This window comes from Candidatus Bathycorpusculum sp., assembly GCF_009778815.1.
Lineage (GTDB): Archaea > Thermoproteota > Bathyarchaeia > Bathyarchaeales > Bathycorpusculaceae > Bathycorpusculum > Bathycorpusculum hydrogenotrophicum.
In genome coordinates this window covers 1-20,816 of the sequence record NZ_WRFL01000021.1, presented here as the reverse complement: position 1 = coordinate 20,816, position 20,816 = coordinate 1, and the positions used below count along the sequence as shown (strand labels likewise).

Below are 20,816 nucleotides of genomic sequence, written 5' to 3'. Positions count from 1 at the left end.
AGAGGTTAAGTCATCAACGATTCAACCTTTTGGGATTAGTGGTAGTATAAACGCTAGCAGTGCAAGAAAGTCAGCACCAAGCGAAACAGGTTCTTTTATACCTTTCAACTTGGACCAGACTTTTTCCAGCAAACCTCTCTTAGACGGATCCTTTACCAGTTCTTCACGTATTTTTTCAAGTTCTTTGAGAATCTTGGAAACCTCATCCTTTGTCTCATCTGAAACATTAGCAGTACCTGCTACTCCTTTTTGAGCACCCTCAATAAGGCACTTCAACTTTTCAAGATCATTAACACTAATAATGATTTGAGGTGCAACGACTCTGGAACCTTTATCAGGTCGGATAATCTGTGCGGTATTACCAGTTCCCTCAACGTGGTTAACAAAGTAATTTTCAATGAAATAGTTTGGTGTGTTTTTTGGAACATAACTTTCTGTGTTTTTTATAACATCAAAAAACATTCTACTACCTTTATCCTCGCAAACTTTTTCACCATCGACATACAAGTTTATCAACTGTTGGAGCGGATACATCTTACCCGGATATTCAAGTATTTCACAACTTATGTTGGGCTTATTGTCTATAAAACTGTCATAGGTGGCGATAACCTCTAATACTGTTCCAAACAATATGGCCATATATGCCTCACGGTTTTTTCCAGTGACACGTAGCACAATAGTATTATCCGTTTGCTCAATAAACGCGTACGTATCATCATCAGGATACAATACTGCTCCATATCTCCAAACACGTGAAAGATAAAAAGAAGCCTCTGCTGACCGCTTAATAATAACCCGTGGTATAACATCTGAAGGAAAAGGCATCGGCTTAAAAGTCTCTTCCTGTTTAGCCTCAAACACTATGCTAAGTCTATTGCCTTTAGGTGGCTCAAGAATATCACTTGGCGGATACTCATCTAAACACTGGGGAACAACAAGCACCTGCCTATTAGTATCTTCATAAGCTAGCTCAAACTTTCTCATTACTTTATATAAAAAATCATACTGTTTATCCGGATACTTTGCACTATGTTTTGCAAATATTTTGTAAAAATCATCTTGTGTTAACTGATAAGCCCTCTTAGTATCTTTTAACCAGTTTATTATATGATAAATGCCCCAAGTAATCCATTCAGGATTAAGAACATACGTTTGAAGTCCTTTAATGTCAGGATAGTGTAAACAAATCCCTAATTCTCTAAGGTGCTTAAGCATATCCTCATTAACATCAGGTGCAACCTTTTTTAAATCCTCAATCTCGATATAATCTCTATCGCCAAATGTGGCTTTAAGTGCTTCCTTAGCCACAAAATAATCAATAGGCAACACATCTTTATTCCAAGCAGGATTAGTAGCAATAAAATGTGCAATATCAGCACGAAACTCTAGCAATTTTTCATCATCATCTTTAATTGAGAAATAATAAAATTTGCAATTCTGTTTTTCATAATGTTTTGTTATATAACGCTCGGGTATATCTGGTCTACGAACACCTTTAATAAGGTTCACAAGAACAAAAACTTGAGACTCCTTACCATAATCCCTAGCATGATTAAGCCAATACTCTAATCTATTCCGCCCCTCAGCTCTGCCATCGTAAAGAATAATGTAAACACATCGTTCTGATAGAAAACAACGATGCGCCGCATGAGTAATAGCATGACCAGCAAAATCCCAAACATACACATTAGCATCCTGCTCCACAGAAACATCACTACAAATGTCTCGTAAAGTAAATGAGGTAATATCCACCCCCTCAGTACTCTCCCACCTCTCAGGCATTGGTTCATTAGGATTTTTTAAACGTCTAGCAATAGATGTTTTTCCAGCCCCTGCCTCACCCAACAAAATAATACGGGCCTCATTAAGCCGCATAACACCTTTTTTCATCTTCCGAACAAATATAGCAACATCGGTGGCTCCCAATTCCATAATTTCCTTAGGAACATTGAGTCGCAACTCAATTTCCGCAATATCAGCTTTGTCAAGCATAAAACCATTAGCAAACACCTTTGCATACCACTCACCCCAATATTCACAACCTAAATCACGCAAAGCACGTTGAAAATTAAGCCATATCAGCCCATATGCATCAGTATCACTTTTGAAATTACGCTTTCCAGCTTTAATTATTTCTAAATCATCAAGCAAAATATCCATTAAATTGATTCGGGCGGCGTTGGCAGCTCTGTCAGCGTGGATGGCGGCGTTGGCAGCTCTGTCAGCGGCATCGGCGTGGATGGCGGCATCGGCAGCGGCATCGGCTGCTCTGGCGGCGGCATCGGCTGCTCTGGCGGCTCTGGCGTCATCGGCGGCTCTGATGTGGATGGTGGCGTCATCGGCTGCTCTGGCGGCGTAGTAGGCGGCATCGGCGTAGGTGGTGGCGGCGTTGGCGGCTCTGGCAGCGGCATAAGTGACATCTAATGCGTTTAATACTGCAAACAGGTGTTTTTGTCTTTGATTTCTTTTATAGGAGTGTTTCCAATAATCAAAGTTACCCTTCAAGGCCAGAAAGGGTAAAGCACGCACAGCACACAACCAAGCAAAGAAACAAGCATCCTCACGCGAGAAATCAGATAAACTCTCCTGAATTTGTTCTCGGAAATCTTTACCCATATTATACCCACTTGATGTTTATACTAATAAACTGGAATTATTAAATCGTGCCATGACAAAACACACAAGAATAACCAATGTTTCCCAAAATTTAGAATTTATCAGTATGTACGCATATTCAAGCATGTTCAAAAATATCAACGTGACAAGCATATCGGGATAAAATGGAAATTAAAAACTTGATTAACCTGAAAGTCACTCAAACAACCATATTTTTATTCTCCCTGTTTAGTCTCAAAAAGAGAGGAGAACTGTTGGAGATATAACCAACAGCCCCTTGTTCAAACCCTGCCATCGGCACCATAATGGTAATTATGGAACTGTCTGCGGCATTCCAACTCATAATTGGAACTGTCTGCGGCGCTTGTTTCATCGTCTTTTACGAAATAATTTTGTCTCATCATTTTCGCCGTAGTTGCAGTGTAGTTCAAAGCCTTCTTCAATTAAAGCAACAGCATCATTAGGTGTATTTGCAATTTTACAAATGAAACCTTTGTCTTCCCCTACACTAACAAGTTGAGTATAGCGTAAAGTATTCTTGATATTTTTGTGGCCTAATGTCTGCATGATGTGGAGGATGTCTTTGGTTTTGTCGTATTCGGTTGTGCCTTTCCAATGCCGCAGTGTATGGATTTTGATTTGGTTCAATCTTGGATTGAAGAGTTTTGCGGCTAAAAAGATGTGTTCGGTTTTTTTGGGGTGCACCTAACAATACTTAGTTTTTTTGAGCTTCTTTCAACAAAATGTTACAAACTAACTGTCTACATTTAGGTGAAAGTAAACAGCAGGTATTTTTATCTTTGACGCTATCTTAGTACTGTCTCAAGCAAGCAAAGGCGCTACTAAATGAGTAAACAAGATATCCTAGAACATGACCTTGAAGAAGCACGCTTACTGGATGTCATGCGAAAGCAAGCAAGGCAACTAACGGATAATGGTATAAAAGGGCTTTTTTCCAAACAGTATGATGAAAAGAGGCCCGGATGGTCAAACCCTGGGGATTATGTGGAAAAAGCTCAACTTTTGAAGGTAATGAAGCAATTTGAGGTTAAACAAAGGGAAATTCATTCAGACTATATCCGTTTAAATGATGCATTATATGCATCTGTTAGTGATCTAAATATAGTCGATCTGTTTAAAGTTGGTAACTTCATTAACGAAGAAGAAGATCATGTTCCTGTGCTGAAAGCTTGTTCAGTCTTGGAAACGCTATCTCACTATCCTCAGGGTATTCTAAGTAAAGGTGCCTTGAATTGCTATTATCGTATTCTTTATGAGCTTAATATAACCTCAAACCCTGACGAAATTTCTGGAGGCGCAAGTGCGGGAGCCGATAATGTACCTAAGACTGCGTTTGTTACCTATCGGTGCATTTGTGCTATTCTCTGTTTTAGAGATGCATTTAAAAAAACCGCTAATGCATTGTCCGAACTATTAGCTTTAGATGCTAAACCAAATGCGGTCCCAGATGAGTGGTGGCAAGTTGACATATTAAGAGCAAAGCTTCAGGCAAAGACAACGTTACAGAGCTTAAAAGGCAATAATCTTTTTTTTACTGAACAAGATATCGATAAAAAATCTGGACAGATTATAACTGGTTTCTCTGTTTATTTAACGGATGCTCTCAAAAAAATTGATGACGTGCTCTCAAACATAGAAACAAATAGCTCAGTACATGACCCTGTTGCCCATAAAAAAGCTAACGAATCAATCAATAATCTAGTACAATCGCTTAAAAATTTTAGTGATGCCGTAGAAAAAAACAAAGATCAGCCCCAAATAGTGTCTAAAATAGCTTCATCAATGCTCGAAGGTCTTACAGATGGTATTGGGATTACATTGGAACCAGCAAAAAAATTCCTATCCTCAATCATGGACCGGGAATTAGCTCTAATAACGATAGATCCTCAAAGAGGCTGTGATGCTGCTGAACTGATTTTTGCAGCAGATGGTTTTGGAAGGCTCCGTGAAAAATGGGACGATAAACGTTTTTATTTTTCTTTAGAAAAAGTTTTACCTCTCATGAATAATGATGGTCGTTTTCCGAGTCATCGACCATTTGATGTCTATAAAAAAGGTTATGTCTTACATGTTTCTGGTGCAGAAATCATTAGGGCCGTCTCGCATCTTATTTCCCATACGGACTATACAGTTGATCCTGATGTCCTAAGAAAATTTTTAAATTTCTTTTCTGAGACTTGGCGGGATGATGTAAAAGGTTGGAGACATGAGCGAGACCATTCAAAAGGCGAATGTGCTTGGTGGCTATCTGCTTTATCAATCGATACTCTGAGTTCTGTAACTCAAATGATAGATCAACAGATCAATATGCTAATTTTTAGACACTTGAGTGTGCGAAAACCAGATAAATTATCTTTAGACCTGCGCTCTTTGTTCTACCCCGATTATGGTTTTGTAAAAGCAGGCATCCGAAAGCAGAGTATTGCGGTTGAATTTCAACGTTTACTAGCCCATGTTCTAGACTTTAAAACGGACTATGAGCGTTTGTACGCTATAATATTGTTTGGTCCGCCAGATACGGGAAAAACAACACTTGTTGAGGCACTAGCTAAAAGTGCAAACGTTCCATTTGTTGCTATAACTCCTAGTGATATACTCTTGGCGGGTCAGGAAAAAGTAGAGACGAGGGCCCGATTTGTATTCGAGGCTTTATCTCTTCTAACTAATGCAGTCATTCTTCTCGATGAGTTTGATTCAATTCTTTGGCGACGAGAAGAGATTGAACTTCCTGCAAGTATTTTCCAATTTTTGACGCCAGGAATGTTGCCAAAACTTAAGAATCTTTATGACAGCGCCGAAAAACAGAAGTTAGCCTATATCCTATCCACCAACCAAGTTTATGGGCTTGACGAGGCCGCTGTTAGAGAGGGTAGATTTGATAAAAAAATCGGCGTTTATTCCCCTGATGCCCTATCGCGGCTAGGCAGGATGCGTTCTGAATTGGCAAAAATGGAAAAAATATTAGATGAAAAAGAGGTAAAGACTCGGTTAAATTATGTTATAGTAAAGTCGGCTAACTGTGGGATGAGTCGATTGAGTAAGAAAGGCTGGTTCACTATGGACGCTAAGCCAGCAAAAGATACACCGTTAAATTACATATTAAATGATAGTGAGGGAGAAACGCCCCAATTTCCATCTCCAGAAAATAAGTTACCTGACCAACCAGTTATAATATGCCCAAATAAACAGAATAAAAAAAATGCTAAACCTTGCGAAATAGCTATTCAAGAATGGCAAGAGTGGAAATGGGTTTTAGATTTAGATTGTGAAGTTGAAAAAAGCGGAATAGACATAATCAGTAATTACATAACTTCATGGGTTAATGAACATCAATTTAATGGTTCGATTAAATGGCCTGATTGGAAATCTCAGGTTTCTTCAAAAGATAATTTAGCAGAAGGTAAATAGTATGTCTGAAAAAAAAAGATTAAAAGTCTATCTTGCGGGTCCTGAAGTGTTCTTAAGAAATGCACTTGAATTTGGTCACCAAAAAAAGAGTCTCTGTGCTAAGTATGGTTTTGAAGGTGTTTTTCCTATAGATACAGAACTGGACATAAGCAATAAGTCTCCAAGAGAAGCTGGTCTTTTAATAAGTGCAACAAACGAACGTTTAATTGAGACCTGTGATCTCCTAATTGCGAACTTGACACCTTTTAGGGGCCCGAGTGCCGATGTGGGTACCTCATATGAGCTGGGTTTTGCCAGAGGCCTCGGAAAAAAGATTTTCGCATACACAAACACGTCTATACCCTTTACACAGCGAACACTGTATGAAACAGGATTGCCTGCAACGGTAAGCGCTCAAAGATGTGCAGATAAAAATGATATGGCTATAGAACAATGGGGTTTCATAGATAACTTAATGCTGGATGGGGGTGTCCTAAATAGTGGAGGCTTTTTAATTGTTGATGATGCACCAATTGATCAAAGATTCACATATTTAGGCGCTTTTGAGAAATGCCTATTTCAGGCTAGAACACTACTGTTAAATGTAAAATGATTTTTTATTACGCAACTTGACGCACATTAGAGGGTTGAACTGAGATAAATACAAGTCTTTACGAATTTAGCTTGAGTGATTTGCAAGATTTAGAAAGTTTAATTGTTATTGGAGACATTCATGGAGATTTTGAGAGTCTATCCAATGCCTTAGATGATATCGATGTAAATAGAAACGCAATTATTTTTTTGGGCGATTATGCCGACAGAGGACCAGACGGTGTTAAAGTCGTTAGAAAAATAGATAATCTAACTAAGAAACATCCTAAAACAATTATTGCCCTTAAAGGTAATCACGAAGACTTCTCTCAGGCTGGTAATCCAAAATTTAATGACTGCAGTCTTAAACGAGAAATTGAAAGTAAGAATGAGAATTGGCAAACTTTTTTTATTCAGGAACTTAAACCATTCGTAGATAAATTATATTTGGCTGCAATTATTCCCGATGAAATCCTCTTTGTTCACGGAGGTATCTCAAGTGACATTCGGGTTTATAATGATCTGAGAAATCCAACTGTGAATGTTGAAAAAATTGTGCTTTGGTCTGATCCATTTGAGGGAAAGGGGCAACGTTTTAATAAAGAACGCAACATCGGCATTCAGTTTGGGGAAGATATCACTATGGAAGTTTGTGCTAATATAGGTGTTAAGAAAATAATACGAAGTCATGAACCAGGTAAAGCACAATCTGGACCATATTACTCGCATGGTAAAAAAATTATAACGGTTTCTTCAACTGACGTTTATGGTGGTTCACCTTTCGCTCTTCGCATTAATCCATTAAATCTCGACCATATAACCCCTCTCGATTTGCGAAAGCATCAAAGCCAACTTTAATATAATTAACCAGATATACAGCTAATCGTTATGGTGAGGGGATATAGCGTTGGAAAACCGATCACAAAAGCTCGATAGTAAAGTTGAAAATTGGTTAGCAATAATTAAAGACTTTTACGAAAAAGATCGTAAAATTGGCGATTACAAGAAAGAAGAGCCTTTTTTAAAAATTTTTTTAGCGCGGCTTGAAGAAGAAGAGAAAGATGGCAGGCTATCGTTCTATAAATTGGAAGAACCAATCGCAAAAGGTGGTAGCGGCATTGTTTTTAGAGCGTCACATAACCATATTGCCCATCAACAATTAGCCATAAAATTCAGCCGTCCGATTTTTGATCCAGAAATTAGGAGTGGTTTGGAGGCTGAAATAGAAGTTATACCCCTGCTGGATCATTTCAACATAATCAAGATGGTCGACGCGGGTAAACTTGAAGTTAACTCGGGACAGTCTATAACCCCTCCTCTGTATTACATTGTTGAACCGTATATTTTGAATGCAAAAGGGCTTTTATCATACATCGATAAACTATCTGTTATCGACGGTGAAATCAATAATGATTTGCTTGATGCTGTCTTATTGAAATTTACCGATATAGTTCAGCAATGGGTTTATGCCTTAGCACATATCCATAATGCGGGTTTTATCTATCTTGACGTAAAGCCGGAAAACGTAGTTGTTGATAATAAAGGTCATTTGTTGGTTATTGATTTCGGGACTGCGATAAAAGCAGATGAAACCGATCCCACACCAACCCCTGTCTCTTTTTCTTCAGCATATGCTCATCCAAAACTGCAGAAATTGGTTGAAAAGACATCCACAGGTCGGTTGCGTCCGGCCATTAAAAAAATGGACATTAAGTTTGAATTTGATTACTATGCACTCGGTAAATCAATTTTGGAATTATTGCAAAAAATCTCTGCTAACCATCCGCATGATTTTCCTCAAAGGCCGTTATTTAAATCGCTATATTTCCTTGCAACTCGCCTGCTTGACGGTCAAAATATCAAGCCAATCAAGGCCATTGATGCGCGAGATAAATTTGACGAACTTCCAGAAGTTTTTGAAAACCTAGAAATCGACGATTATGCCACTATAAAATATATGAACTTGGATGATGTTGTCAAGGATCTTGATAAAGAATTAGGTAGATGGGCTTTAGAGAATGGGGTACCGGAACTTCAAACGTTTCCAGCATCAACGATACGTGTAGTTCCAAACCTTAACACTGCTATGACTGACCGATTAGTTTCACTTATAGAACATCCTTTAATAGGTCGACTAAAAGTTGTAAGTCAACTTGGTTTAGTTACTCTCATCTACCCAACAGCAGATCATTCAAGATACGATCATACCCTCGGAGCATATACGTACACCCGATATTATGTTACTGCTCTATTTCATGACTCCCAAAATTGTATATTTCGGAATTTAATCAATGAACAGGATGTAAAAGCTGTTCTTTTAGCCGCAATATTTCATGATTTAGGTCAATATCCATTAGCACATGACCTTCAAGAGGTACATAGGAAAATTTTTAATCATTCTAAGATCTCTGCAAGTCTACTATATGACCCTATGCCAGATAAAAAGGGGCGAACTCTCAAGGACATAATAGAAAATGAGGTAACTGGTTGGGGGGTTAAAATAGATCAAGTTAAAAAAATACTCGAAGCTCAATCTTCTCATAGTCTTCTTAATAGCAATCAATCAGTACAAGATTTTAAAGCCGATATGTTATCAGCAATAATAGACGGCCCTATAGATGCAGATAAAGCTGATTATATTATCAGAGATTCAATTAATACAAGAGTTCCTTATGGCGAGCAATTAGATATAGACCGTTTGTTAAGTGTTCTAACTACCGTTAGAATACCTCCTCAGCAATCTAAAGTTAATAAAGTGACTATTGGAGTTTACGAAAAAGGAGTCGCTAGTGCGTCTGCTTTTAGTTTGGCTCGCTATCTTCTACACGCATCGGTTTATTGGCATCATACTTCAAGAATCCTCAAAGCTATGCTACAATATGCAACAGTTATATTGCTTCCAAAAGAAGTCTTTGAAACATATCCAGACGAAGGTAAGATCGATGAAATATACGAAAAACTGGTCAATTTCATAAAAAAAGAGACGATACCACCTAATGATTTCTTGCCCAAAGTTTCATCATATAAAACAAAAGAAGCAAACTCTAAGGTGGACCTTAATGCAATACCTAGCGATGATGCGATGGCTGACATAAGCAGACCTGACAAAGAACCGGTTGTCAATTGGTATCCTGGATTGTGCAGGTCAGATTGGCAAATGCTAAACTGGCTAAAGCGTCTTTCCTCAACGGAGGACAGTAAACTTGGAATCGCTCTTATAGATCTCATTCTTAAAAGAGATCTGTATAAACGGGTTTATACTATTCAAAATGAGAGTGCGGGCACTAGCGATAACTCTAAACTTATCGATAAACTACAAGATCTTAAATGGCCTGAAAAATTGAAATTAAGCCAGGCGGTACAACAAGCCATTCAAGAAAAATTTAATAAGCAAAAAAGTACCACCGAAACAAAACTTTATCCATCAAGTGACGAAGTGCAAAAAATTCTGAATGAAAATCTCGCTGTTCTAGTTGATATTCCTAATTACAAAAAATTAACCTATGATAGACCCCTGATATACGTACCAGAATTACAAAGTAAAACATATTACAAAGAGGTTCCTGCCGCGCCATCACACAATCTTACTAATGCACTAAATTATCTCATGAAATCCACGGCACCTATAAGAGTTCTTTGCCATCCTGAATTAAGGCAATGGATTGGCTATTTCATAACACCTGATGAAATGAGGTCAATAATAACTAATGCGATAGAGTAGAGCGGGTAGATTGTCAGAAATATTAGCTGATACGCAAATAGCTAAGAAGGCAATAGCTAAGAAGGCAATAGCTAAGCTAGCAAAAATGATGGTTAATGATCGCGAAAGTCTTATGCAATTGTTGATATATTTCTGCACTACCCATACCTTTAAACGAATTATAAATTGTCCAACATTTCCAGCGAAAATGGCAACCTTAGACTTACCGTACCGCGCGGAACTTCTCAAGAGAAGTGTTCCCGATGGTTCTTCTGAAATCCCCTTTGCCCTTGGTTACCTTTATGAGGTTGTTGCAGGAAAAGACATAAGAAAGAAATGTGGTCAATTCTTCACACCATTACCGGTAGCTAAACGTGCGGTTTCTCAGCTGTCAGTAAGAAGTGGAGAGTCTATTGTTGATCCTGGATGTGGAACGGGTGTTTTCCCTGCTACGATATTCCAAAATATAAAGGATAAGGAAATAGATTTAAGCGGCATTCGGTATTTAGGTGTTGAAAATTCGCCTCTTTTGGCTTTGAGTGCTGCATTATCCCTTGATTGGTTTAAGGCTCCAAAAGAGTGGAAAATTCTATATTCAAATTTTATTGGGCCCAATATCGGAAATGAAATAAAACAGATTATGGGGGACCGAATTGACATCATCATTAGTAATCCCCCATTTATTAGATTCCATAGGTTGGGTGAACGTGCACAACTCTTAGAAGAACTTAACTTACTGGGCTACGCAGGGGCGCATTCATATTTTCTTGCGCGTTCCGCCAGTCTTCTAAACGGCGAAAGAATGATGTTTGTAGTCCCACCCGAAATGAATGGAACACGATATGGGTCTTTACAGTTAAAAGATTTGAAAGAAAGATTCAAACAAACAAACGAGGCCATTTTTTATATCACAAAACACGGATGGGTGGCTAAACCGGTCGATCAAATATCTCTTGATTTACATGCAAAAATACGAAAACTTTGGACGTTTACATATTTCGAGCCTGTAAAACAGGGCATTATTAATAAAACACCTAAAACGCGCATAAACAATATCTCTTTGAGACAGATAGCTGAAGTCCATAGAGGTATCTCAACTGGAGCAAACAAATTTTTTATTTTAACCGATAAAATCGCTAATGAACTCTGTGTAACTGAAAAAGAAAAAAAAGACTTCCTTGAAAAAGTAATCCCCACTCGAATTCCACAACTAAAATCGGTTTTTAGTGAGGCTGATTGGGGCTATCTATTGAAGGAAGATAAACCTTGTTGGCTTCTCACAATTTCACCTGAAAAGGCATTTGATAGTCTTCCAATCAGTATTAGAGAATATCTTTCCCAAGGAAAAGCATCAGGAATACATAATACGCCGACTTCGAAAAATCGAGACCCATGGTATTACGTTAAGCATTCGAAACGTGTTCCGCATCTATTTTTTACTTATATCGCAAGAGGATTTCCTCGTTTCATTTACAACGAGGCTAAAGTCTATAACCTGACTAACTTACTTGGGATTTATTTGAATCAGTCATTTGATTCATTAGACAATAATGAAATGGCAACTCTTGTCGAAGACTTAAATTTATCCGTAAAAAATTGGTTCAAAAATGAACCCGTTGGCGTGGGACGGAGATATAGCGGTGGAATTGTGAAGTTAGAACCAAATGACTTGCAAATGCTGCCAATTTCTAAGCGTTTGACAGACAGGCTAAAAATTGTTAAAGATTAGTTGATCCTTAGGATCTGTCACGAAATAACTTGGGCATTTTTATCGGATAAAACCATGAATTGTGCCCTGAATATGATCAAATTATTTAATGGCAGTTCCTTAGCAAAATTATAATTTTAGCTACCGGTTAAACTCTCACAAGATTGTCCTAAAGTTAGGCTGTATGGTTGACGAGAGAACAATAAACAAGGTGCTTTCAACTAATCATTTCAAGCATCATTTTCAGCCATTTTTGAAGCTCCAACTTTTAGGTGATGCTCTTACGGGGCCCACTAACCCTTTATCTTTAGAAGTATTTTTAGATATCAGACTGCGCAATAACGAACACTTTACACAACCCCGCCACATCTTTACATTAATATTTTGATTGTATTGGTGCGAAAATTGTGAAAAGTTAAAATGGATGTGTTAAAATTGGCAATAAAGTGAATGATGGCTCTTGAAGCAGTGTTTTTGCGTAGTTTGGTATTATAAAATAAACAGATCGGTAATGGTAAATATAAGAAAGCAAGAGTCTAAGCATATTATAGAATATTATTCGAGTTTAGTATCAAAAAATGAGGAACTGTTGGAGATATAGCCAACAGCCCCGTGTTCAAACCCTACCCTCGGTACCACTCCATCCATTTGGAATAAACATGCGGCACTTTTGTCTGCCGATGAATTCATCTATAAACAGCGGCATCGGTGCATTATGAAAAGTTTTAACTGTTTTTTCTGAAATCGTTGAGAATACTGCTGATGAAAGTGCTATGTAGTGTTCAAAATATATAGATTAGACCTATGGGATGATGCATATTTTAGTGTGTTTAGGGAATGCATTTTTTGCAATATTGATATTTTTGTTGGGTAAGTGGACTATTGCCAATTGCTCACATTCACCAAACGCCTCATTTTCTATTGTGGTGATATTGTTTGGGATGTGTATTTCTGTTAAGCTACGGCACCAATAAAAAGACCGTTCTTTAATTGTAGTGACACTATCGGGGATATGTATTTCCGTCAAATTGGTGCACCCAAAAAAAGCGTGTCTTTTAATTGTGTCAACGCCGCTTGGAATATGTATTTCTATCAGGTGACTACATACATGAAACGTTTTTTCTTCAATGGTGGTAACTCCGTTTGGAATCTTTATTGTCCCAAAAATTTTATCTCCATTATTTTGCAGTTCATCTGGGAAATCCCGCATAATGCGGTCTCGTACAATTGCAGCGGCTCGAAGGTCATTTTTCAATGCTCTATCAAGCACATTTTCCAGCAATTCCCTATTTTTCGTCTCCAATTCATTCTTCAGCATGTTTTTTACCCATAAAATGCAGTAATATTCTCCAATCAAATCAGGTTCCAACGGCGGGATGCGCTCAGACGCACAGTCAACCTCCGTTGGAATAATACCCACAGCAGACAACAAACTTAAGGTATCATTTTTACCATACATATTTGCTATCACATTATCTAAATATTTCCAATCTTCTGAAGCAATCTCTTCAGCCCGTTTACAGTCCAGTCCTCCTGATAAGGTAGCTGTTACGATAAACCTTTCACATGCATCAAAAATTTTTTTATGCACCGCCGGAACAACAGAACCGCGCTCAAGCCCCTTTTGGATATATTCTTCAATGCGTTTCTGTTCTCGTTCACACACATATTTCAAGGCATGAGACCTATCCCAATTCAACAAATTGTCGCCATGAATCTGCGCGTCAGTCAAAAATAATGCATACAGAGGTCGACACAAATTCGAGTCGATTTTTTTCAACGTTTTAATAATCAACTTAGTGTCCACAGGATTTACATACCTATTTTTAGCGAAATCATTGATTAATTGTGATAGGGCTTCATCTTTCAGTGCCTTTAACTTCATAAAATTGTCTTCTATGTTCGAAAAGTTTGTGGTACTTCCAATGTTACAGACAGATTCGTGGAGTTTATCGCCCCAATCATCGGTATAGATGTCTTTTGCTTCCCGCTCAATGAGCAAAACACGAATTTTTATATTGGAGCTATCGTGATATTGATCGTATAGGGCTATCATCCAGTCTTTGATGTAATTAGTTTTCCATTTGACTAGTCTAAAACAAAAAGAGTATCTCCTTCAATATTTGCCTTTGTTCGGTCCAATTCTTCTTTATTGTATGCCTCACCAAGTTTAGGTACATTCCACCAAGATACATTGTTTTCTGCAAACTCATACCCCAACCGAGTTTTGCCAGAACCTCCTGCACCAGTAATTGCCGTCCAACAGAAAGCCCTATTTGCAGTAAGAAATGCTTGAAGCGCTTCCAATTCATTTTCACGACCAAAAAAGCCTACCGTTCCAGCATCATATCTGAAGGGCGTAATACCCGATCGTCGTAGGTATGGGTATGTTGCTCGAAGTAACTCTTTCAGAATGACACGTACACAATCATGCTTACCTGAAGGGTATAGAATAACATTGATGTTTTGCTTTCTCAGTTCTTCTCGTCTTTGTGTACACTTCTCTTCTTTGCAAGGTAGTATAGCGTAATGAATGTGATCCTTCAAATTAGGAATCATTTCTTTCCATATTTCAAGAGGTTTATCTTGTTCTAAACTACATCCTAAAAACAGGAAAATATCCTCAGAAAAACATCTGTGCAGACCTTTCACCAGATCAGTTTCTTGGGCATATTCGTCATCATATGCGTCTTTTGTGAAAATAATGTCTTCAGCTATTTCTACTGAACCATGTATTTTAAAAATAAGTGGATTTTCTTTCTCAAGGGCATAACTTAGTAGTGGTCCATTTTTTTGCGGATATGCTACCGGCGGATTTTTTGGGTGTATCTGTTCTAAAAGTCTATCAAAATTTGTTGTGACTATAAGACTGGGAAACAACTTTGGTAAAAAGCTAACAGCCTTGCGAGCGATTTTAGATTTATCAATATCTCGACTAAACTTTCTGCGTACGAACGCATAAAATTCATCTTTGCCCATTTCGTATCGAAGTTGCTCAGCAATAACTAGATAACTTGTTTTTTCAGGCATTTTCTTTTTCTTGATTTCAAAGCCTTCTTTTAAAAAAGCTGTCCAAGTGGGGAACCCGAAATCAGCAGACAACCCAGCACCCACAAAAGGAACTACTTTTGCTTTTTGTTTATTTGTTAGTAGCCCTTTAAGTGCCTCAAAGACACCTGTGTTTTCGTTGTTAAAGTCCATAATTCCATTAAATGTTACGATATTGTGCCCTTCCTCTGTACTAAATGGTTTGTTTTCTCTATTAGAATAACCTTTCCTGTGTGTATTTAGCTCGCGTGATTTATCGGACTTTATCCTATGATTATTGCCAAAATCCTGCTGTATATCAAAGAGGTCAATACAAGAATAAAATAAGGCGGCAATCTTATGGGCTGAATGAGGCATACAGTTAGGAAATAGACCTTAAAACTGCTTTCAAGGGGTGGAAGCATACCTCTTGTAATATACCCGTGTTACATTGGAAAAAACGGAAAAGTGTGACACGTATCATTATGCATAAGAAAATCTGATTAAAAGCGTTAAAAATAGATGTTTTCGTCGTGCGTCAGTCTCCTCAGGCGTTAGGGTTATATTGCCGATAAAGCTCGCTTTAGTCACCGATTAAAAGACCATATTCAATAAGCGGGTAGATCATTTCCAGTGTACACCGCAAATGGGTTATGGGTTGAAGAAAAGTAGTCTTTGTGTGAATGCTTATTTGTTTAACGGTATAGAAATAAACGTGATTATAACGATTATAGTGAGGGATCATGTTGGCTAAGCAAACGGTAAAGGGTAAATCAAGTGGTAAAGCCGTGCAAACGTCCTTATCTGCCACTGATGCGGATTTGGCGTCATCCATATCGCCTCAAGAGGAAACTACAAGTGAGGCACTGTTTCGTCATCTGTTTGGGGCCTGTAATATTCTACGCGGACCGATAAACCAAGATGAATACAAGAGTTATGTCATACCGATATTGTTTTTTAAGCGTTTATCTGATGTGTATGATGAGGAAACCATCAAAGCCCTTGAAGAATCAGGTGGTGATGAGGAATACGCGGAATTTCCGGAAAATCACCGTTTTGTTATCCCCATGGGCTGTCATTGGAATGATGTGCGGAACACACATGAAAATGTCGGTAAGGCCATTGTAACTGCCATGATAGGTATTGAGCGTGCTAATCCCGACATACTGTTTGGCGTGTTTTCCAGTTTTGATGATGCAAACTGGACGGATAAGAACAAATTATCTGATGAGCGGCTCAAGGATCTTGTGGAACATATGTCCAAAATTAAGGTGGGTAACGAAAATTATTCGTCTGATGTTATGGGTGATGCCTACGAATATCTGATAAAAAAGTTCGCAGACCTTTCAAAGAAAAATGCTGGTGAGTTCTATACCCCTCGAGCAATCGTAAAGTTGCTTGTCATGTTGCTTGTACCTAAAGCGGGTGAAACGGTTTACGATCCGGCTTGCGGTACAGGCGGCATGTTAATTGAGGCCATACGCTATATGAACGACGATAAACAGACATATGGCCGGATTTATGGACAGGAAAAAAATCTCGCCAACTCTGCAATAGCCCGCATGAACCTCTTTCTTCATGGTGCACGAGACTTTCACATAACCCAAGGTGATACACTCCGCTCACCCAACTTTCTCTACCGCGGCGAACTTCAGACATTTGACTGTGTCATAGCCAATCCGCCGTTTTCATTGAAGGCATGGGGCGCCGAACAATTTTCAAGCGACATATATGGACGCAATCTATGGGGTAGTCCCACAGACAGCAACGCCGACTTTGCATGGTTACAACACATGGTAAAGTCTATGGATAAAAAAAATGGGCGACTGGCAGTTGTGTTACCACAAGGTGTGTTATTCCGCAGTGGCAAAGAGGGCGTTATTCGTAAGGCGATGATTGAATCTGATAAGCTCGAATATGTTATCGCACTCACGGGCGGTGTGTTTTATTCTACCGGCGTTTCGGCTTGTATTCTGGTCTTAAATAACAATAAACCTAAACCACATATTGGAAAGGTGTGTTTTGTGGATGCAACAAACAGCTTCACGGCACAACGGGCACAAAATATTATGACCGAGCAAAATATAACTGAGGTGTATTTGCTCTGTTCAAAATACACTGATGCTATAGAAAAGGTGAAAATAGCAACTCTTGAGGACATTCGTGCTAAGGGTTACTCTTTGTCTGTTAGTGGCTACATTGGAAAAACCTCAAGGGAAGCAGTGTCGCCATCTGAGGTTCGAGAAAAGTTTTTGTCCGCTCTCGAGGCTGTTCATATTGCTGAGGATAAATTCAGGAAGCTACTTGTGGAGGGAGGGTATGTTAATGAGTAAGCGCATAACCCTTGACGAGCTCAAAAGTTATCTATGGAAATCGGCTGTTTTGTTGCGGACCAATATTGATGCTGGTTCCTATAAGCAATACATATTCCCGTTGCTGTTCTTTAAACGCATAAGCGACGTGTACGACGAGGAACGGGATATTGTGCTCACAGAATACGGCGAAGAAGCGTTAGACTTTCCTGAAAATCACCGTTTTGTCGTACCAAACGGTTTCCATTGGCGGGATGTGCGCGAAGTTCATGAAAATGTCGGTGTGGCAATCATTAACGCTTTTCGCGCCATTGAGCGTACAAATGTCAAACAGCTTTCCGGGGTCTTTGGTGATGGTGCATGGACAAATAAAAACCGGTTGCCTGATGAGTTGCTCAAAAACTTGATAGAGCACTTTTCTACACTAACACTCTCGATAAAGAACTGCCCCGAGGACGAACTTGGTCAGGGCTACGAGTATTTGATAGGTAAATTCGCCGACGATAGCGGTCATACGGCTCAGGAATTTTACACAAACCGTACCGTTGTTCATCTGATGACCGAAATGCTCAAACCCCAGCCCGGTGAGGCAATATATGACCCAACCTGTGGCAGTGCGGGTATGCTCATTTCAGCGATTGCCTATCTAAAGAAACATAAAAAAGAATGGCGAAACGTCAAAATTTACGGTCAAGAAATTAACGCACTAACATCGGCGATTGCTCGTATGAATTTGTTTTTGCATGGTGTAAAGGATTTTCAAATAGTTAATGATGATACATTGATTTCACCGGCGTTTATTGAGAACGGTCAACTTCAACGGTTTGATATGATTGTTGCCAATCCGCCGTACTCTATCAGTCAATGGAATCGGGAAGCCTTTGTTGCTGACAAGTATGGTCGGAATTTTCTTGGCACTCCGCCGCAGGGACGTGCTGATTATGCTTTTTTCCAACATATTCTCAAAAGTCTCGACCCAAAAACCGGTCGATGCGCGATTCTGTTTCCGCATGGCGTCTTATTTCGCAATGAAGAAGCCGTTTTGCGTGAAAAGTTGATAACTTCTGATCTGGTGGATTGTGTTATAGGGTTGGGTGCAAATCTGTTTTACAATTCACCGATGGAAGCATGTATTGTTATATGTCGAACAGAAAAGCGTCCAGATAGACGGGGTAAGATTTTATTGATAAATGCTGTGAATGAGGTCACGCGTAAGAACGCACAAAGCTGGTTGGATGATGCACATATCAATAACATTGCAAGCGTTTATGATCGCTATATCGATAGAGATAGTTTTGCAAAGGTTATAACTGTTGCGGATGCAGAAAATAATAGTTGGTCTTTATCAATACCTTTGTATGTTCGTGAATCAGTAAACGAAGAAACAGTGGATACATGTTCAGTTACGGAGTGCGTCTCCGCTTGGCTTGATACCATACATAACTTGAGATTATCCTATGAGGATTTGAAATCTCTAATGGATGATGTGAAAAATGAGATACCCATTTGATGATATAGCAACCGTTGGGAAAAAAAGACGAAAACCTGAGTTTGATGATGCTAAAACATATGTTGGTTTGGAGCATCTTGAAAGGGACACTATAATTGTTTCTCGTTATGGTAGTAAAGTTCCTCTTAAAAGCACTATGCAGATAATGAAAAGGGGTGACGTGCTATTTGGCCGTAGAAATGCGTATTTACGGCGTACAGGCATTGCTCCACACGATGGTTTATGTTCTGCAGATATAATGATTCTTCATCCGAAAGAAGATGTTATCGCAAAAGAGTTTTTACCTTTCTTCGTGAGCTCAGACTACTTTTTTGATATAGCTGAAAGGTATTCAGCTGGATCTATAATGCAGCGTGTAATGTGGAGCAGGATAAAAGATGTTGAGTTTGATTTGCCATCACTTGCACAGCAACGTAAACTTGCTGAGTTGTTGTGGGTAGCAAACGATGTACGGGAAACGTACAAACGACTACTAGTTGCAACAGAAAATCTTGTCAAATCGAGGTTTATCGAGATGTTCGAGAGTATCACAAACAAGGTGTTACTCGGCGAAATAAGTAAGATTCGTAGTGGTGGTACACCATCCCGGTTGATACCTGAATATTATGAAGGGATAATCCCGTGGATTACAACCGTTGCGCTCGGCGATAATTATATTGATGATCATCAAGCGATGGAACTGATTACTGATAAAGCTGTTAAAAACAGTGCAACCCAAATTATTCCAGAAAATTCTGTGTTATTTGGTATTCGAGTTGGTATTGGAAAGTGCTCGGTTAATATGGTACCAATGTGCACCAATCAGGATATAGTTGGTATAACAGAATTAATAAACAATGGATTTGAACCATTATATATCAAAAAAGTTCTTGATACATATTCAGTATATTTCAATGAACAAAAACGTGGTGCAACAATAAAAGGCATAACGACAGAAGTACTGAAAAAAATACAAATTCCACAAGCCCCATTCGAACTCCAAAAACGCTTTGTTGAATTCGTGCGGCAGGTTGACAAATCAAAATTTATCTCTCAGCGGCAAGTAATGCTTATCAGATTCTTATATAACACTATATGCAGGTCGAGAGAATGTTCTATGAATCAGACCTTGAGCAACTGCTCGTAGATATAATCAGTAAAAACGGTTGGGAATATATCTCTGCCGACAAATTACGGCGCTCTCACGCTGATGTATTAGTAGAGTCGATGGTGCGTGATGCGCTTATTCGGTTAAACCCTGAAATTGCTACAAAACCTGAATATGCTGATGATGTGATATACAAACTTATAGCGGTTATACGGTCTGTGCAACCGCATAACCTCGTGACACAGAATGAGCAGTTCAAAAAACTGGTCTTTGAGGAAAACTCTTACCCCTTTGGAGAGGATGGACGCATGATACCCATTCGCTTTTTTGGTACGGGTGTAGACTTGAAGCTGAACAAGTACGTCGTTACCAATCAATGGGTATTCCCCAAAGATGTTGGCGGTAAACGGTTGGATATTGTTTTGCTCATTAATGGTTTTCCTGTTGCCGTAGGGGAGCTGAAAACGCCTACTCGCAATGCTGTAACGTGGCTTGATGGTGCGGGTGACATCTTGGCATATGAAAAAAGTATCCCGCAGATGTTTGTTCCAAATGTATTTAATTTTGCTAGTGAGGGCAAATGTTTCCGTTTCGGCGCCGTAAATATGCCCCTCCATCTGTGGGGACCGTGGCATACACTGGATAAAACTGAAGGTACACTTGCAGATGTGAATCGCAGTGTGGCCGCCATGTTTAAGCCCGAAATTATTATGGATATTTTCCAGTTTTTCACAGTATTGCTTTGACCGCATTATAAATAAGTGTTGATTGTATATGTTAACACGTGCTTAGTTATGAATAAAAAGTACAGTGTTAACTTGACCAAAGATGAGCGTTGGATAATTTTTGAGACAATT

General features: G+C 38.9%; 14 protein-coding genes. 9 read left to right on the top strand and 5 right to left on the bottom strand.

Annotated elements, in window-relative coordinates:
• Window positions 1–21: 21 nt before the first annotated feature.
• Window positions 22–2,616 (bottom strand): COR domain-containing protein, encoded by a 2,595-nt coding sequence (locus FWF39_RS05765; protein ID WP_343382493.1) that lies wholly within the window; start codon window positions 2,614–2,616, stop codon window positions 22–24.
• A 369-nt stretch (window positions 2,617–2,985) separates the two neighbouring features.
• Window positions 2,986–3,321, bottom strand: coding sequence for a hypothetical protein (locus FWF39_RS05760; protein WP_343382492.1), 336 nt, complete (start codon window positions 3,319–3,321; stop codon window positions 2,986–2,988).
• Window positions 3,322–3,462: 141 nt separating this feature from the next.
• On the opposite strand from FWF39_RS05760, the gene FWF39_RS05755 reads away from it, so the two are divergent.
• The 5 genes from FWF39_RS05755 (at window position 3,463) to FWF39_RS05735 (ending at window position 12,044) form a co-directional block, all read left to right on the top strand.
• The gene (locus tag FWF39_RS05755) at window positions 3,463–6,045 is read left to right on the top strand and encodes an ATP-binding protein (protein ID WP_343382491.1); all 2,583 of its coding nucleotides are present in this window, start codon (window positions 3,463–3,465) and stop codon (window positions 6,043–6,045) included.
• Window position 6,046: 1 nt separating this feature from the next.
• Complete coding sequence (locus tag FWF39_RS05750) at window positions 6,047–6,637, top strand: nucleoside 2-deoxyribosyltransferase (RefSeq protein WP_343382490.1); 591 nt, start codon at window positions 6,047–6,049, stop codon at window positions 6,635–6,637.
• An 80-nt stretch (window positions 6,638–6,717) separates the two neighbouring features.
• Window positions 6,718–7,473, top strand: a complete 756-nt coding sequence (locus FWF39_RS05745) for a metallophosphoesterase family protein (protein ID WP_343382489.1) — start codon at window positions 6,718–6,720, stop codon at window positions 7,471–7,473.
• 49 nt (window positions 7,474–7,522) lie between these two features.
• A complete protein-coding gene (locus tag FWF39_RS05740; protein ID WP_343382488.1) occupies window positions 7,523–10,336 on the top strand; it encodes a protein kinase in 2,814 nt (937 codons plus the stop codon).
• A gap of 10 nt (window positions 10,337–10,346) precedes the next feature.
• Complete coding sequence (locus FWF39_RS05735) at window positions 10,347–12,044, top strand: N-6 DNA methylase (RefSeq protein ID WP_343382487.1); 1,698 nt, start codon at window positions 10,347–10,349, stop codon at window positions 12,042–12,044.
• Window positions 12,045–12,578: 534 nt separating this feature from the next.
• Here FWF39_RS05735 and FWF39_RS05730 read toward each other — a convergent pair.
• From FWF39_RS05730 to FWF39_RS05720, 3 genes are all read right to left on the bottom strand, one after another.
• Window positions 12,579–12,713, bottom strand: a complete 135-nt coding sequence (locus FWF39_RS05730; RefSeq protein ID WP_343382486.1) for a hypothetical protein — start codon at window positions 12,711–12,713, stop codon at window positions 12,579–12,581.
• Between the two features lie 112 nt (window positions 12,714–12,825).
• Window positions 12,826–14,079 carry a leucine-rich repeat domain-containing protein gene (locus FWF39_RS05725; RefSeq protein ID WP_343382485.1) on the bottom strand — a complete coding sequence of 418 codons (1,254 nt, stop codon included), beginning with the start codon at window positions 14,077–14,079 and terminating at the stop codon, window positions 12,826–12,828.
• 32 nt (window positions 14,080–14,111) lie between these two features.
• Complete coding sequence (locus FWF39_RS05720; RefSeq protein WP_343382484.1) at window positions 14,112–15,428, bottom strand: SIR2 family protein; 1,317 nt, start codon at window positions 15,426–15,428, stop codon at window positions 14,112–14,114.
• Window positions 15,429–15,796: 368 nt separating this feature from the next.
• On the opposite strand from FWF39_RS05720, the gene FWF39_RS05715 reads away from it, so the two are divergent.
• Genes FWF39_RS05715 through FWF39_RS05700 form a run of 4 tightly spaced genes read left to right on the top strand, consistent with a single transcriptional unit; the run spans window position 15,797 to window position 20,705 of the window.
• On the top strand, window positions 15,797–17,383 hold the full coding sequence (locus FWF39_RS05715; RefSeq protein ID WP_343382483.1) for a class I SAM-dependent DNA methyltransferase: 1,587 nt from the start codon (window positions 15,797–15,799) through the stop codon (window positions 17,381–17,383).
• Window positions 17,376–18,872 (top strand): class I SAM-dependent DNA methyltransferase, encoded by a 1,497-nt coding sequence (locus tag FWF39_RS05710; protein WP_343382482.1) that lies wholly within the window; start codon window positions 17,376–17,378, stop codon window positions 18,870–18,872. The genes FWF39_RS05715 and FWF39_RS05710 overlap by 8 nt, the downstream gene beginning before the upstream one ends.
• Entirely contained in the window at window positions 18,856–19,998 is a 1,143-nt protein-coding gene (locus tag FWF39_RS05705) for a restriction endonuclease subunit S (protein ID WP_343382481.1), read from the top strand. Before FWF39_RS05710 ends, FWF39_RS05705 begins: the two co-directional genes overlap by 17 nt.
• Entirely contained in the window at window positions 19,962–20,705 is a 744-nt protein-coding gene (locus tag FWF39_RS05700; RefSeq protein WP_343382480.1) for a type I restriction endonuclease, read from the top strand. Before FWF39_RS05705 ends, FWF39_RS05700 begins: the two co-directional genes overlap by 37 nt.
• Window positions 20,706–20,816 lie beyond the last annotated feature (111 nt).

What these genes read in the sequence shown, in the direction of transcription:
- FWF39_RS05765 (WP_343382493.1), bottom strand. Translation starts at nt 2,616, where the DNA reads ATGGGTAAAGATTTCCGAGAACAAATTCAGGAGAGTTTATCTGATTTC.
- FWF39_RS05755 (WP_343382491.1), top strand. Translation starts at nt 3,463, where the DNA reads ATGAGTAAACAAGATATCCTAGAACATGACCTTGAAGAAGCACGCTTA.
- FWF39_RS05750 (WP_343382490.1), top strand. Translation starts at nt 6,047, where the DNA reads ATGTCTGAAAAAAAAAGATTAAAAGTCTATCTTGCGGGTCCTGAAGTG.
- FWF39_RS05730 (WP_343382486.1), bottom strand. Translation starts at nt 12,713, where the DNA reads ATGAATTCATCGGCAGACAAAAGTGCCGCATGTTTATTCCAAATGGAT.
- FWF39_RS05725 (WP_343382485.1), bottom strand. Translation starts at nt 14,079, where the DNA reads ATGATAGCCCTATACGATCAATATCACGATAGCTCCAATATAAAAATT.
- FWF39_RS05720 (WP_343382484.1), bottom strand. Translation starts at nt 15,428, where the DNA reads ATGCCTCATTCAGCCCATAAGATTGCCGCCTTATTTTATTCTTGTATT.
- FWF39_RS05710 (WP_343382482.1), top strand. Translation starts at nt 17,376, where the DNA reads ATGAGTAAGCGCATAACCCTTGACGAGCTCAAAAGTTATCTATGGAAA.
- FWF39_RS05705 (WP_343382481.1), top strand. Translation starts at nt 18,856, where the DNA reads ATGAGATACCCATTTGATGATATAGCAACCGTTGGGAAAAAAAGACGA.
- FWF39_RS05700 (WP_343382480.1), top strand. Translation starts at nt 19,962, where the DNA reads ATGTTCTATGAATCAGACCTTGAGCAACTGCTCGTAGATATAATCAGT.